Source organism: Acinetobacter sp. CIP 64.7, assembly GCF_000369745.1.
In the GTDB taxonomy this organism is placed as follows: domain Bacteria; phylum Pseudomonadota; class Gammaproteobacteria; order Pseudomonadales; family Moraxellaceae; genus Acinetobacter; species Acinetobacter fasciculus.
On record NZ_KB850179.1, the window covers coordinates 1,754,238 to 1,768,266 of the forward strand.

At 44.6% G+C, this 14,029-nt stretch carries 10 protein-coding genes; 6 read left to right on the forward strand and 4 right to left on the reverse strand.

Annotation, left to right across the window (positions count from 1 at the left end; all coding sequences use genetic code 11):
• Window positions 1–98: 98 nt before the first annotated feature.
• The 6 genes from F890_RS14955 to F890_RS14980 all read left to right on the forward strand — a co-directional run bounded on the left by F890_RS14955 (window position 99) and on the right by F890_RS14980 (window position 7,120).
• Window positions 99–2,321 (forward strand): primosomal protein N', encoded by a 2,223-nt coding sequence (locus F890_RS14955; RefSeq protein WP_005102911.1) that lies wholly within the window; start codon window positions 99–101, stop codon window positions 2,319–2,321.
• Between the two features lie 75 nt (window positions 2,322–2,396).
• Window positions 2,397–4,250, forward strand: a complete 1,854-nt coding sequence (locus F890_RS14960; RefSeq protein WP_005267557.1) for a cation:proton antiporter domain-containing protein — start codon at window positions 2,397–2,399, stop codon at window positions 4,248–4,250.
• A 50-nt stretch (window positions 4,251–4,300) separates the two neighbouring features.
• A complete protein-coding gene (locus F890_RS14965) occupies window positions 4,301–5,176 on the forward strand; it encodes an Hsp33 family molecular chaperone HslO (RefSeq protein ID WP_004278571.1) in 876 nt (291 codons plus the stop codon).
• Between the two features lie 321 nt (window positions 5,177–5,497).
• The gene (locus F890_RS14970; protein ID WP_005267558.1) at window positions 5,498–5,959 is read left to right on the forward strand and encodes a DUF2147 domain-containing protein; all 462 of its coding nucleotides are present in this window, start codon (window positions 5,498–5,500) and stop codon (window positions 5,957–5,959) included.
• Between the two features lie 484 nt (window positions 5,960–6,443).
• Entirely contained in the window at window positions 6,444–6,773 is a 330-nt protein-coding gene (locus tag F890_RS14975; protein ID WP_005102905.1) for a chaperone modulator CbpM, read from the forward strand.
• 89 nt (window positions 6,774–6,862) lie between these two features.
• The gene (locus F890_RS14980; RefSeq protein ID WP_005102903.1) at window positions 6,863–7,120 is read left to right on the forward strand and encodes an HP1242/YdcH family protein; all 258 of its coding nucleotides are present in this window, start codon (window positions 6,863–6,865) and stop codon (window positions 7,118–7,120) included.
• A gap of 114 nt (window positions 7,121–7,234) precedes the next feature.
• Here the strand turns inward: F890_RS14980 and F890_RS14985 are convergent, their stop codons facing one another.
• The 4 genes from F890_RS14985 to recD form a co-directional block, all read right to left on the reverse strand.
• Window positions 7,235–8,470 carry a magnesium transporter CorA family protein gene (locus F890_RS14985; RefSeq protein WP_005267559.1) on the reverse strand — a complete coding sequence of 412 codons (1,236 nt, stop codon included), beginning with the start codon at window positions 8,468–8,470 and terminating at the stop codon, window positions 7,235–7,237.
• A 252-nt stretch (window positions 8,471–8,722) separates the two neighbouring features.
• Window positions 8,723–10,810, reverse strand: coding sequence for a polyribonucleotide nucleotidyltransferase (gene pnp / locus F890_RS14990; RefSeq protein WP_171058372.1), 2,088 nt, complete (start codon window positions 10,808–10,810; stop codon window positions 8,723–8,725).
• 260 nt (window positions 10,811–11,070) lie between these two features.
• Window positions 11,071–11,340, reverse strand: a complete 270-nt coding sequence (gene rpsO / locus F890_RS14995) for a 30S ribosomal protein S15 (RefSeq protein WP_004278577.1) — start codon at window positions 11,338–11,340, stop codon at window positions 11,071–11,073.
• An 894-nt stretch (window positions 11,341–12,234) separates the two neighbouring features.
• Complete coding sequence (gene recD / locus F890_RS15005; protein ID WP_005102875.1) at window positions 12,235–14,016, reverse strand: exodeoxyribonuclease V subunit alpha; 1,782 nt, start codon at window positions 14,014–14,016, stop codon at window positions 12,235–12,237.
• Window positions 14,017–14,029: the final 13 nt, after the last annotated feature.

Here is a 14,029-nt window from a genome sequence, read left to right on the forward strand (position 1 = left end):
CGAAATCATTCATATTCTTTGATATAAATTATCTACTCACTCTAACATAATCGAACTTTAAGCACGACGAAATTTCTTCAGGATCTCCACCCCAAGATATGCAAAATTCCCACACCGATTTAAGTCCAATTTATCGCGTACGCGTTGCTGTACCTGTGCATGTATTTGATTGTTTTGATTACACGATGAGTGCAGAACAATTTAAACAGGCGCAGATTGGCGCACGTGTAATGGTGTCATTTGGACGTCAGAATCTGGTCGGGGTGATTATCGAAAAACTGCCTGCAGACACTCCTCTCGACCCACGCTTTAAGCTTAAGGCAGTAACCGAACTGCTCGATGAACGCGCCATTATAGATGCCAAAGTTTTAAGTTTGTTGACATGGTCAGCGCAGTATTACCAGTTTCCGATCGGTGAAGTCGTCCACAGTGCCCTGCCGACTCTGTTGCGTCAGGGTAAGCCTTATAACCTGCTGGCCCGTACCTGGAAATTACTGGACCCTGATGCCGAGGCCAAAGTACGCCGTTCGGACAAGCAGCAGGAAGCTTACCGGATTTTAAAACTGCATCCGGTCGGGACCACTGAAAATGTGCTGAACATGGCCGGGATTGAAACCGCGACCTTAAAAGCGCTGGAGAAAAAAGAGATTTGCGCCTGTGTGCTGGAGCCACAAGATTTCAATCCGCAGCCGATGCAGCTGGCACAAATGCCGCTTACTGCCAATCCTGAACAAAAACATGCAGTCGAACAGGTATTAAAATATCGCAATCAATATCAAGCTTTTTTACTGGATGGTCTGACCGGCAGCGGTAAAACTGAAGTGTATTTGCAGATCATGGAACAGGTACTGAAACAGGGCAAACAGGTGCTGGTGCTGGTGCCGGAAATCGGCCTGACGCCGCAAACCATCAGCCGTTTTCAGTCCCGTTTTCATTGCCATATTGCGTTGCTGCACTCCGGTTTGAATGATTCCAAACGGCTACAGGCCTGGCAGTCGGCAGAAACTGGCAAAGCCTCGATTGTGCTTGGGACACGTTCCGCCATTTATACGCCAATGCCGAATCTGGGCCTGATCATTCTAGATGAAGAACATGACCTGTCCTTTAAACAGCAGGAAGGCTTCCGCTATCATGCCCGTGATGTCGCCCTGTACCGCGGCCATTTACAGCAATGTCCGGTAATCTTAGGTTCAGCCACACCAAGTATTGACAGTTATGCGCTGGTTGAACATGGCAAGATGCAGGCACTGGAGCTGAACCAGCGTGCCGGTACGGCCTTGATGCCCAAAATCCATATTCTGGATTTAAAAGTTGCGCAAAAAAAGCATGGGATTAGCCTGCAATTGATTCAGGACATCAAAAAGCGCCTGGAGAAAAAAGAACAGGTACTGATTTTTTTAAACCGCCGTGGCTATGCCCCCGTCCTGCTTTGTGGCAGCTGTGGCTGGCAGGCGCAATGTCCGCACTGTGATGCCAACTTCACTGTACACCGTCAGCCTTATCAGCATCTGCATTGCCATCACTGCGGTACTATTCACCGTATGCCGGAACACTGCCCGCAATGTCAGCATCAGGAACTGGTTACACTGGGTATGGGCACCGGCAAAGTCGAAGAACATTTAAATGAGCTATTTCCGGATTTTGAGGTGATTCGGGTCGATCGCGATTCCACCAGTCGGGTCGGCAGCTGGCAAAAAATCTATGACAAGATTCAGAAAAGCGAACCGGCGATTCTACTCGGCACCCAGATGCTGGCCAAGGGGCATCATTTTCCTTATGTGACGCTGGTGGCGATTCTGGATATTGATTCCGGTCTGCTGAGTGTGGACTTCCGTGCTACTGAACGGACTGCGCAACTGATCGTGCAAGTGGCTGGCCGTGCCGGACGTGGTGAACATAAAGGCGATGTTTATCTGCAGACCCTCAGACCTGATCATGCCCTGCTGAACACCTTAGTGAATGAAAATTATCGCGTATTTGCCCAGCAGACCTTAAAAGAACGGCAGATGGCCAGAATGCCGCCCTACCGTTATGCCATCCTGATTCGCTGTGAATCCAAGGATCAGGCACAAAATACCGAATTCTTACAGAAACATGCAGCACTCCTCAGGCAATATCCTGATCTGGCGCTGGACATCTGGGGACCAATTCCTGCGCCAATGGAACGTAAGGCCGGACGCTATCAGTCGCATATGGTGCTATTGTCAGCGGATCGTCCACGTTTGCATTACTATGTGCGTAGCTGGTGGCAAAACATGCTGCAGGACAAACCTTCTAGCATGAAGCTCACGCTGGACATCGACCCTCAGGAACTGAGCTAAAAGATATTGCGCCTGAGGATCGATCTGGAATACGAAACTGCAAGTCTGGATCAAGAATAAATTTAGGGCAGGAAAATGTCGATACTGTTACAAATAACACTGGTTCTGGTTATTGCACTGTTGATAGTGCCACTGAGTAAAAGGCTCAGATTGCCAAGTGTGCTGGGCTATCTGTTAACAGGGATCATCTTAAGTCCAAGCCTTTTGCACCTGATTCAGACACCCGAAGTCATGAGTAGTTTCATGCAAGTCAGCCTGATGGCACTGATGTTCTGGATCGGCCTGCAACTCAGACCACAACGCATTGTGCAGATTAATCCCTCCCTGTGGATGATGGCTGCTTTACAGGTACTAATCAGCACCCTGATTTTCACGCTCATGGCCTGGGTTTTCCTTCAGCAAAGCCTACTCGCCAGCATTGTAATTGGACTCGCCGGCAGTTTGTCCGCCCTGACTTTGGTGATTCAACATCTCAATCATCAGGAACAGTTCGCCACCAGCTATGGTCAGCAAGCCTATTCGATTCTGCTGATTCATGCTCTGTTGGCCATTCTGGTGATTGCAGCCATTCCATTATTTGCCGGGATTCGCTCCACTGAACATGGCGTGGCCTATTTTGCTGCGATCATCGCAACGTTGAGTGGTCTGTTTCTGTGTAATCGTTACCTGATGCAGCCGTTGTATCGCTGGATTGCTAAAAGTGGCAGTCACGAACTGCATGCGATTGTAGCGATTGCGGTGACCTTGGCATTATTGGTGCTGATGAATACCCTCGGACTGAATCTATTTCTCGGTGCCTTATTTGCCGGCATTTTATTGGCAGATTCAGATTTCAGGCCTGCGGTAGAAAGTACGATTCGGCCTTTTCAGGGCCTGTTGATGGGCTTGGCATTTATCAGTCTAGGCATGTCACTGCACTTAGCTGATCTGCTCAATTTCCCTTGGATGATTCTCGGTGGCACCCTCATTTTAATCTTGGGCAAGTTTGCAATCAACCTGGCATTGGCGCGTTATCATCAAAATAGCTGGCGCAATAGCACCTTGTTAGCAGCCAGTCTGGCACAAGGTGGCGAATTTGCTTTACTGGCACTGGTGATTGCGGTTTCCGACCAGATTATTGCGGCTGATCTGCTCTCTCCCTTGCTGTGGATGGTGAGTTTTTCCTTGCTGCTGACCCCCGCATTTTATTGGTTATTGCACAGTCAGATCTTACCGCGTCTGGATCGCCACAATCATCTGGCAGCGACTTTTGAAACTGATATTAATCCTCAAGCCCATACACCAATCCTGCTGATTGGCTTTGGTCGCTTCGGACAAATCATCGCCCGGATTCTACTGCAACAGCAACACGCCTTTAGTGTCATGGACAGCACTGTGCCAGCCACTGAGCTTCTGGCGCAGTACGACATCCCTTTCTATCAGGCAGATGCGACAGAACCGGCAGCCTTGATGCAGGCAGGGGTTGCCACGGCGCAACAGGTCATTGTCGCCATTGATGATATTGAAGACTCGATGCTGATCGTGCGGCATCTGCGGCTGAATTATCCTGAAACCTGTTTATGGGTCCGCGCCCGTGATCGACATCATGTGCATTTATTGCAGGATTTGGGCGTGAAACATATCTGGCGTGAAACTTATCTTTCCGCCTTGGAACTCAGTCAAGCCTTATTAACCCAGCTCAATCCTGACCCGGAAGAAAGCCTGCAACAGATTCAAAACTTCCATGAACAGGATGAAAAGTTGCTCAATAGTCAATATCATCTGGATCCGGATGAACATCCAAATTATGAAAATCAGCGCAGCAGTTTGGCTGAACTGGAGCATCTGTTTACCCAGGATCAACGCCATAAAGTGCAAAAACAGGCTACACCGCAGCAACAGGATACAAACGGCGCAGGAATTGATACGTTAAGAGATGAACTGTCCTAACTTGTGTTTTACAATAATGACACCATTAAAGCAGGGTTATGGAGAATTTTATGTCTGATTTACGCCAACGCTTTTTTATTGAAGATAGCCCTGTTCGTGGTGAAGTGGTGCATCTTGAAGAAGCTTTACAAACCATTTTAGCGCAACGTGACTATGCGCCTGCAGTTAAAATCCTGCTAGGTGAAATGCTTAGTGCCACTGCACTGCTGGCCAGCACATTGAAGATTAAAGGGCGTATCAGCCTGCAAATTCAGGCATCGGGCACATTTAAATGGGCTATGGCTGAATGTAACCATTTGGGTGAAGTTCGCGCTCTGGCTGACTATGAAGAAGATCCGCACTTTCTGGTCGGTGAAGACAGTAGTACAGTGTTGAAATCACTCACCTCTCCGGTTCTATTCATCAATATCGAACCAGAATTTGGTGAGCGTTATCAGGGGATTGTACCCCTTGATAAAGAAAATCTGGCGGGCTGTCTGATGCAGTATTATGACCTGTCTGCACAGATTCCGACGCGTATTGTACTGGCAAGTGACCATCAGCGTGCAGGTGGTTTACTGATTCAGTTATTACCACGTAATAGTGAAGAAGAACAACGCCGGGTAGATGAAGATCTATGGCCACGTCTGACCATGCTCACAGAGACTCTAAAAACTGAAGAGTTAGTCGGTTTGCAAGCCACTGATATTCTGTACCGTTTATATAACGAAGAAGAAGTGCGTCTGCCAGATACGGAAGTGTTGAAGTTTGGTTGTACCTGCTCTAAAGAGCGTTGTGCAGTCGCTTTACAGCAAATCGGAATAGAGTCGATCCGTGAAACGCTGGAATTCCAGAATCCGATCGAGATGGACTGTCAGTTCTGTAATAGCCAATATACTTTTACTGCTGAAGAAGCCTTGGGCCTATTTGGTAAACACCTGAGCTAAGCAGTTCGAATCCTTAAGTTTAAAAGCATTCCCAGGAATGCTTTTTTTATGTTTTAAAATCTAGGTGACTGAGCTCAACAAAGCGTATTCCCCTACAGTAGAAAACCTGTCTACCTCCTGAATCAAACTCTCCTGTAAATCCAATCTAAGAATCCCTTTTAAATTATAAGATTATTCACACTAACAAAACCTGAATATTCATCATTTTCAAAAAATTATGAGAAAGACCGCACAGTTCATACTCTTGATTTAATTATGCTTTTAAAATAAATTAGAGCAATAATTCTAAAATGAATACATCATCAATTTAACAGGTATGTTATGAGAAAATTATTGAATACTCTACTAATGGGGATAAGTTTGGCCGCAGTCTCTAGCCTGGCCTTTGCCTATGAAGATCCGTTATTGGGTAAATGGAAAACCATCAATGATCAATCGGGTTATTCTCGTGCGGATGTGGAAATTCGCAAGAAAGCAGATGGCAGTTATGAAGGAGTAATTGTCGAAACACGCAGCTTGCCTGGCGCAGAAAAAATGGGAATTTGTCATAAATGTCCAGGTCAGCTTAAGAACAAGCCTTTTCTAGGCCTGCCGTTTATCTGGGATTTTAAGGCAGATCCGAAAAAGCCACGTGAATACCATGATGGCAAAGTGCTTAATCCGATCAGTGGCAAAGTTTACAAAGGTAAAGCACGCTTAAGTGCTAATGGTAAACGTCTGACCTTGCGTGGTTATGTGGGGGTATCGGTAATTGGTCGCAGTGTTACTTGGGTAAAATATTAATTTCAGAAAGATTTTCAAAGCCCCTATATCAGGGGCTTTTTTCTTTGTCATGATTTGAAACAATAAGGTACAAATAAAAACTGTTTTGGAGCAGGCAAAGTCATAATAATGGATCGAAGACGGTTATTTTTTATCCACTTATGATGATCAATCTTCAGCCTTGTTCAATTCTGTCCTCTGGTCTGCTTTGCAGCCCTGATATGGCGCCCTCTATTCAACATAGGAAAGTGATTGAATACGCTTTGTCGATAACACATAAAATTATAAAAACAACTTCAGCTTTAACCTTCTTTGCCTCGCATGCTGCTGATAAAGATCCGGTCAGACCGACTGATTCATCAACTACCAGTGCATCCCGACTCTTCACTCATGATCATTTGAGTCATCACTCTGAGTCTGCATGTCCAAGGATTGGAAAGCGTTCTATTTTAGTACCTTCCCTTTCTACGGATTTTGCACACTTGGCTGTTTAAGGAGTAGACCCATGACTACGATTCAGTACCAAGAAAGTTTTTCCCACGGTTATACCCCCTCAGAAATTATGGACGATCGTTCATTTGACTTGATCCACTTTGCAGAAGCGTGTGGACAAAGCCCGGAATGGGTCATGCAGTTAATTGAACATGGAATTTTACCCAATCGTTCTACACCCCCGACCAGCACTTTCCTCGGTGAAGATATCTCGCGTGCACAACGCGCCTATCGCCTGCAACGCGATTTTGATGCCTCATTTAGCGCCGTTGCCATGATGCTGGACCTCATTGATGAAGTGCAGGAGTTACGCCGCGAGGTCAAACATTTGCACTTCAAGTAAATCCTTTTCATGTTCTGTCGATCTGCATTTTCCAGTGCAGATCAGAACATATTTATATTTAATTTTATGATTAGAGTATAAGAATCCCTATGAAAACCAAAGATTGCAATAAGAAACTCAAATACATGTTTCCCGAATACCGCGACTTGATTGTGCAACTTCGCGAGGAAAATCCCTATTTTGCCAAGTTATTCGAGGAACATAATGAGCTGGACAAAGAAATCAGCCAGCTTGAACTTGATCCAGTCAATCATATCAACAATGATATTGAGGCGATCAAGCGTAAAAAACTGAAATTAAAAGATGAAATCTATAAAATACTGACTCGAACAGCTCAAGTTGAGTGATCAGCAGAACAGAGTGTTGATTTCTACAGAGCTAATCTAAAATTGAAGTCCACTGATCTACGTGTGCTTGAAAAATAGGACAACTTTTATAAATATCGATTGATAAAGGTAGCTCTATTTTAATTTGGTCAGCTTTTCAACTTCTTTCATGGTCTCTTTCACTGATTGCTTAATCGGCTCATAGTCAAGGAACCAGAACAGATTCACGTGTTGATTCTTATGCTGTTGTGCCAGTAGATCAATCACACTGCGCTCCCCTCGACCGACCAGATGTCTGCGATAGAAATAATACACCAGCAATACCGTGCTAATGAACATGATCATCAACATACTCCAGAACCCGACAGGAGATTTCGCCCCCGGAATAAATTCAAAGTTCATCCCGTAAATCCCGGTCAATAAGGTCAGCGGTGCAAAAATAGCGGTAATTATCGCCAAGATGCGCATATTTTCATTGGTCTGATTGGCAATGGCTGAAAAATGCAGGTCGATCGCCGCCTGAATCGAGGCACGCAAACGAACAGTGTGTTTTTGGATGCGCTCTACATGGCTGACCAGGTCATTCATTCGGACCAGCATAATATCCTGTCGTTCCGACTTCTTCTTGCCTTTCAAGTGCGGATAATTATCGATAATTTCATCTCGCAGTTCTTGCAAGGTATCAATTTGCTCTTCACAGAGATTTTCCACTTGTTGAAAAGACATGCTTTCTTGCAATAACTGGTTCCATTTGGTAAAGCGGCGATGCCCCTGTAATAACTCCTGTTGCCAGAATTCAACCCGTCGGGTTAAAGGCACACGTAAATCCAAATAACCATCCACCATGCTATTCAGTAAACGTAACGATAAATCCAGCGGGGTCATCGGGAGTTTTCGTGACTTATTTTGTTCCTGAGTGGAACGGATCACATGGGTTTCAATACGGGAAATATAATTTTTTATTGCTTTATTGCCTTGCTCACGTACTGTAATCAGCACTTGAGGAGTCATGATAAAACTAATCGGAGTAGTCGCCAGACCAAACACTTTTTCATGCTGTTCCAGCGCCTGCTCACCGCTCTCGATGTCATCATCCGGGGTAATCAGCTTGCGAAAAATAAGCAGCTCATAGTCATCCATGCTATCAAATACACAAGGATGTTCTAAATTAAGAATATCGTTTACATGCAATTCGTTTAGGTATAAATGGGTCTGCTGTTCTATTTCTTTTTGCCAAGTCTCAGCCCGATTAACCACATCTGCCCGGGTATAGTCGATCCAGATAAATTCAGGTTCGGCTTGAGCAATAGGCTCTTTTTGTACAAAAATATGATGTTCGGTCGGATGTTGGTAAAAATAATAAACCTGCATTAAGACAATTCTCTATTCACAATTCTGCTTTTTGTTGTTGCAGGATAGAGCTAGTAGGCCTTCCCCATCTATCCGTCTTAAAATTATGAGCCGAGCCGCAGACTTAAGCAATCCAATCAGTCTTTATTTGCGTAGCAGAATCTTATTGAAGGCATAAAAAAGCCCTGAGCCAGCCAAAGTAAACATTTTGACCAAGCTCAGGGCTTTTTTATTGTTATTCACATGAGTTTTCCCATGTGAATATTTTAACGATTAAACTTGTTCGATGTCTTTCATCGTTAATTTGATACGGCCACGGTTATCAACATCCGCAACCTGTACTTTCACTTCTTGACCTTCTTTCAATACATCTGCCACGTTCGCAATGCGTTCGTTTGAGATTTGAGAGATGTGAAGCAAGCCATCAGTACCTGGCAGGATATTCACGAACGCACCGAATTCAACGATACGGATCACTTTACCTACGTAGATTGTACCTGGCTCGATTTCAGCAGTAAGTGCCTGGATCTTGGCCACTGCAGCTTGCGCTGCCGCTTTAGTTTCACCAAATACGCGAACTGTACCGTTATCTTCGATATCGATCGCCGCTTTAGTTTCTTCAGTAATCGCACGAATGGTCGCGCCACCTTTACCGATCACATCACGGATTTTATCCGGGTTGATATTGATCACCTGGAATGTTGGTGCGTGCATCGAAATTTCAGGACGCGCACGTGAAATCACCTGGTTCATCTCATTCAAGATGTGCATACGACCCGCATAAGCCTGGTTCAATGCAGATTCCATGATCTCTTCAGTGATACCTTCGATCTTGATGTCCATTTGTAGCGCAGTAATACCGTTTGCAGAACCAGCTACTTTAAAGTCCATGTCGCCCAAGTGATCTTCATCACCCAAGATGTCAGAAAGAACTGCGAAACGCTCGCCTTCTTTCACTAGACCCATCGCAATACCTGCAACTGGTGCTTTAAGTGGAACACCAGCATCCATAAGAGAAAGTGATGCACCACATACAGACGCCATTGAAGACGAACCGTTAGATTCAGTGATGTCAGATACGATACGGATCACGTACGGGAAGCGATCAGCAGCAGGAAGTACAGCTTGAACACCACGACGTGCCAGACGACCGTGACCAATCTCACGACGTTTAGGACCAGATTCACGACCCGTTTCACCTACAGAGTATGCAGGGAAGTTGTAATGCAACATGAAGTTGTCAGTTTTGGTACCTGCAAGGGTATCCACCATCAACGCATCACGTGTATTACCCAAAGTCGTTGTGACCAAGGCCTGAGTTTCACCACGTGTGAACAATGCAGAACCGTGTGCACGATCTAGAACACCTACTTGTACGTCGATTGCACGAACAGTTTTAGTATCACGACCATCGATACGTGGCTTACCAGACAGGATGTTGTCACGTACAGTACGATATTTAAGGTCTTCGAACAGCTCATTTACTTCTTCTGCAATGCCCGTTTCGTCATTTTCAGGAACGAACTGTGCAACTGCTTCTGCATAAAGCGCGTCAAGTGCCGCATAACGGTCTTGCTTAACTGCAATCGTGTACGCTTCAGAGATTTTCGCTTCGAATGCTTCTTTCAATTTACCAAGAAGTTCTTCATTTTTAACTGGAGCAACCCAAGTTGATTCAACCGCGCCTGCAGCTGCAGCAAATTCTTTGATCGCTTGGATCGCAATTTGCATTTCGTCATGACCGAACAAAACAGCGCCCAGCATTTGGTCTTCTGAAAGCTCTTTCGCTTCAGATTCAACCATCAATACTGCAGTTTCAGTACCCGCAACAACAAGATCAAGATCAGACTCTTTGAGTTGTTCAAGGTTTGGGTTCAGGATGTATTCACCGTTGATTAAACCAACGCGCGCACCACCAATCGGACCACGGAAAGGCGTACCAGCGATAGACAATGCAGCAGATGTACCTAACATTGCAGCAATGTCAGCATCCATGGTTTTATCAGAAGAAATCACAGTAGCTGTTACTTGAATTTCGTTGAAGTAACCTTCTGGGAACAACGGACGAATTGGACGGTCAATCAGACGTGAAATCAAAGTTTCAGCTTCAGACTGACGGCCTTCACGCTTGCCATAACCACCCGGGATACGACCAGCAGCATATTGCTTTTCTTGGTAGTTAACAGTTAATGGGAAGAAATCTTGACCTGCTTTTGCTTTAGGCTGTGCCACAACAGCGACAAGTACTTGTACGCCGCCCATGGTGATCACAACAGTGTTTGCCTGACGGGCAACACGACCTGTTTCCAAGATAACGTTGTGCTGACCGAATTGGAATTCTTTACGAATAATATTAAACATTGACATGTTTTATTTTTTCCTAGTTCTTGTGAACAATTATTCTAGTGGAGACCCCTAAGGTTTGGCATTCATGACCATATGGACGAGTAAATGACAAAGCTTAGAAGCCGACCTCACCAGATTAAATACTATTTTTAAACACAAAGAAGGAGCGAAACATTCGCCCCTTCCACTGGCTTAGCGCAAAGCTAAGCCGACTTTAGTTTTCAGTAATACAGCACAAAGCATGCAATACACCCGAAAATAAAGTTTAAATCGAATTAACGACGTAAACCTAAAGCACCGATCAATGCTACATAACGACCGTGGTCTTTACCGTTAAGGTAGTCAAGTAGTTTACGACGTTGGTTAACCATACGGATAAGACCGCGACGGCTATGATGGTCGTGTTTATGCTCTTTGAAGTGACCTTGTAAATCATTGATTTGAGCAGTTAAAAGAGCTACTTGAACTTCTGGTGAACCAGTGTCGTTTTCAGCGCGAGCGAATTTAGCCATGATCTCTGCGCGATCTGCGTTAGTTAAAGCCATTCGATTTCTCCGAGATGCTTATATATTTTGATAAAAATCAAAGTGATGAGAATTCAAAACCTTGACTGCCGTGCATCACTACAGCAAGTTGCATATTTTAAGGGAAAACGCATCAAATTGCAAAAATAGATCCAAATTTTTGCATGGTTTTGGTCGCTCATTGATGCAGTTCAGATTCGATGACTCTTGTCCCTCAAAGATTCAGGTTTTGCATTATTTTCATGAAATAAATCCAGGATGAATTAAATATAGAAATTCATTTGAAAAGCCAACAAACCCTTTAGCTCGCTTGAATCTTCCGCTGCTCTCCATAAAAAATGGATAAAAAAAAGCCCGAGTAAACTCGGGCTTTTTGGCGCTGTAGTTCTTTCTCTTATCATTATTATTTATTGTATTATTATGGCGTTTTACGCTTATTATTATTTTCAAACATCCTGTTGAAAAATCATCTTCCTTGTGTGGTAGATTTTGCCATATTCCCACCAGACAACTAGAGGTATTTGCCTCATTTTGCTGTAAGCCATTTCGTACATCACAGAGTAAAAATTTGCATAATGTTACACAGCTCTCGTTTTATTTAACGCTATTTACTTAAGTTTACTGGCTAGCGCTGAAAATTTTTGCTAAGAAATTAGGATAAAAATCCAGCAAGCTTCCTATAAAAAAATCAGGATATAAAAAAGCCTTGTAGTCTCTCCCAAAACTACAAGGCTTAGCGGCTGTAAGTTTCCTCTTTCACTTACTTCACTGTAAGTTCGCTGTCTACCGACATTATTATTATCATTATGCGATTATGCTCAACTTTCCGTGTTGAGTTATTTTGTAGAACCAATCTTCTCAAAAACTGAGCAAAAGCTCTATGCGTCAATTTCCTGAATCCTTGTAAGCTTTTACCTACAAGATTTGATTATTTTTGCCAATTAAATTACTAGATTGTTCAATGATTTTTTGGCCCAAACCACTTTTCCGGGTAGTTCTGACACAAAGTGCCTGTGTAAAAGCATCACAATCCACCAGTAAACTGACCACTTTTTTGGCTCGAGTAATTGCAGTATAAATCAACTCTTTGCTCAATAAATTTTTTGCATATTGATCCAGCACCACGGCCGTATGGGAAAATTCTGAACCTTGAGATTTGTGAATGGTCAGCGCAAAAGCGGTTTCAATACTTTTAGGTAAACGGGTGGCTAATACCCATTTTTCCAGACTCGGGAAATACACTTCAAACTGACGTTGACCAGACTGCTCACGTAAAAAACAGATACCAATATCACCATTGGCCAGGCCCAACTGATAGTCGTTATAGCTCATCATGACGGGTCGTCCGACATACCAGTCGCCCTGTTTCAACTGACCTTGGGCTGCTAGAAAACGTTGCTCAATCTGTAGATTGATCTTGAGCAGCCCCAGATCACCAGAACGGATTGCCGTTAAAATACGGTAATCATCAAAAGTTTTGACCACCTGTTGCACATAGTGTTCAAAATCAGCTGAGTTTCGTTCTGTTTTTATGGCCTGTACATAAGCCTGATAACCATACATCAGCTGGTCATAATACTGATTCAAATTATGCGCGGTCTGTTCGGCACCAGCGAGCAGGTATTGTAACTGCAACTGGTCGATCTTCACCTGATCCAAATCGATCGCCTGTAACTCACTGGCTGCCACAATCTGCTGCTCAAATTTCTGCAAGACGTGAGAAGGCTGATGATTCTGCTGGATAAACTCCGCCATTGCGCCAATCCTGGCTCCAGGCGCAAAACGCCGCGTGGTGATTAAATTGACCCGGTTATCTTCCAGAGTCGCTACTTGCTGTAAATCTGCCAATACCGTTCCCACATCCACAGAGGCCAGCTGATCTGCATCACCGAGTAAAATCAGCCGTGCATGAGACGGTACGGAGGCCAGTAACATCTGTGACAGGTTTAAATCCAGCATCGAGGCTTCGTCGACCACGATCACATCATAAGGCAGAGGCTGCTTGGCATGAAAGCGTGGCTGTCCGCGAGTGCCCAGACCCAATAAGCGATGCAGGGTGACCGGTTGTAACTGTTTTAATTGTTCTAGCTCAAACTGTTGTAACGCTTCACTGTGCAAGGCTTTTTGCAGTGCTTCTTTCATGCGCTGTGCGGCCTTTCCGGTAGGTGCTGCCATGGCAATCCGGATATTTGGCAAGGCTTCATGCAGGACCGCAATCATATGCGCCAAGGTATAGGTTTTACCGGTACCCGGACCGCCGCTAATAATATTCAGCGCCTGCCGCGCAACCATTTCCAGTGCCAATTTTTGCTGTGGATCTGACAATAAATTGCGATCACGTTCGGATAAATCAATAGCGGCAACCGGTTGGGCTTTAATCCGAGCAATATGTGAGGCTACTGCCTGTTCCAGTTGCCAATAGCGGTACAGATATAAATGCTGATCTACAAAAATAAATGGTGCAATTCCTGCACCCTGCTGACGGCGGTCTAGAACCAGATTATGCAATAAGGCAACCTGCTGAGGATCAACTTCGATACAGCTATCCCCTGCCTGTATCGCCTCAAGCAGTTGCTGAATCAAGAATTTTGCTGCCGGATCAAATGTAGCCGTACTAAACGGCGGCTGACACAAATAGTCAATCCAGGCCATTAAATTGGAGTCTTGCTGCGACACGTGATTCTGCTCATTTTCCACACAGTTATCCTCA

What these genes read in the sequence shown, in the direction of transcription:
- F890_RS14975 (WP_005102905.1), top strand. Translation starts at nt 6,444, where the DNA reads ATGACTACGATTCAGTACCAAGAAAGTTTTTCCCACGGTTATACCCCC.
- F890_RS14985 (WP_005267559.1), bottom strand. Translation starts at nt 8,470, where the DNA reads ATGCAGGTTTATTATTTTTACCAACATCCGACCGAACATCATATTTTT.
- F890_RS14965 (WP_004278571.1), top strand. Translation starts at nt 4,301, where the DNA reads ATGTCTGATTTACGCCAACGCTTTTTTATTGAAGATAGCCCTGTTCGT.
- F890_RS14955 (WP_005102911.1), top strand. Translation starts at nt 99, where the DNA reads ATGCAAAATTCCCACACCGATTTAAGTCCAATTTATCGCGTACGCGTT.
- F890_RS14980 (WP_005102903.1), top strand. Translation starts at nt 6,863, where the DNA reads ATGAAAACCAAAGATTGCAATAAGAAACTCAAATACATGTTTCCCGAA.
- F890_RS14960 (WP_005267557.1), top strand. Translation starts at nt 2,397, where the DNA reads ATGTCGATACTGTTACAAATAACACTGGTTCTGGTTATTGCACTGTTG.
- pnp (WP_171058372.1), bottom strand. Translation starts at nt 10,810, where the DNA reads ATGTTTAATATTATTCGTAAAGAATTCCAATTCGGTCAGCACAACGTT.
- rpsO (WP_004278577.1), bottom strand. Translation starts at nt 11,340, where the DNA reads ATGGCTTTAACTAACGCAGATCGCGCAGAGATCATGGCTAAATTCGCT.
- F890_RS14970 (WP_005267558.1), top strand. Translation starts at nt 5,498, where the DNA reads ATGAGAAAATTATTGAATACTCTACTAATGGGGATAAGTTTGGCCGCA.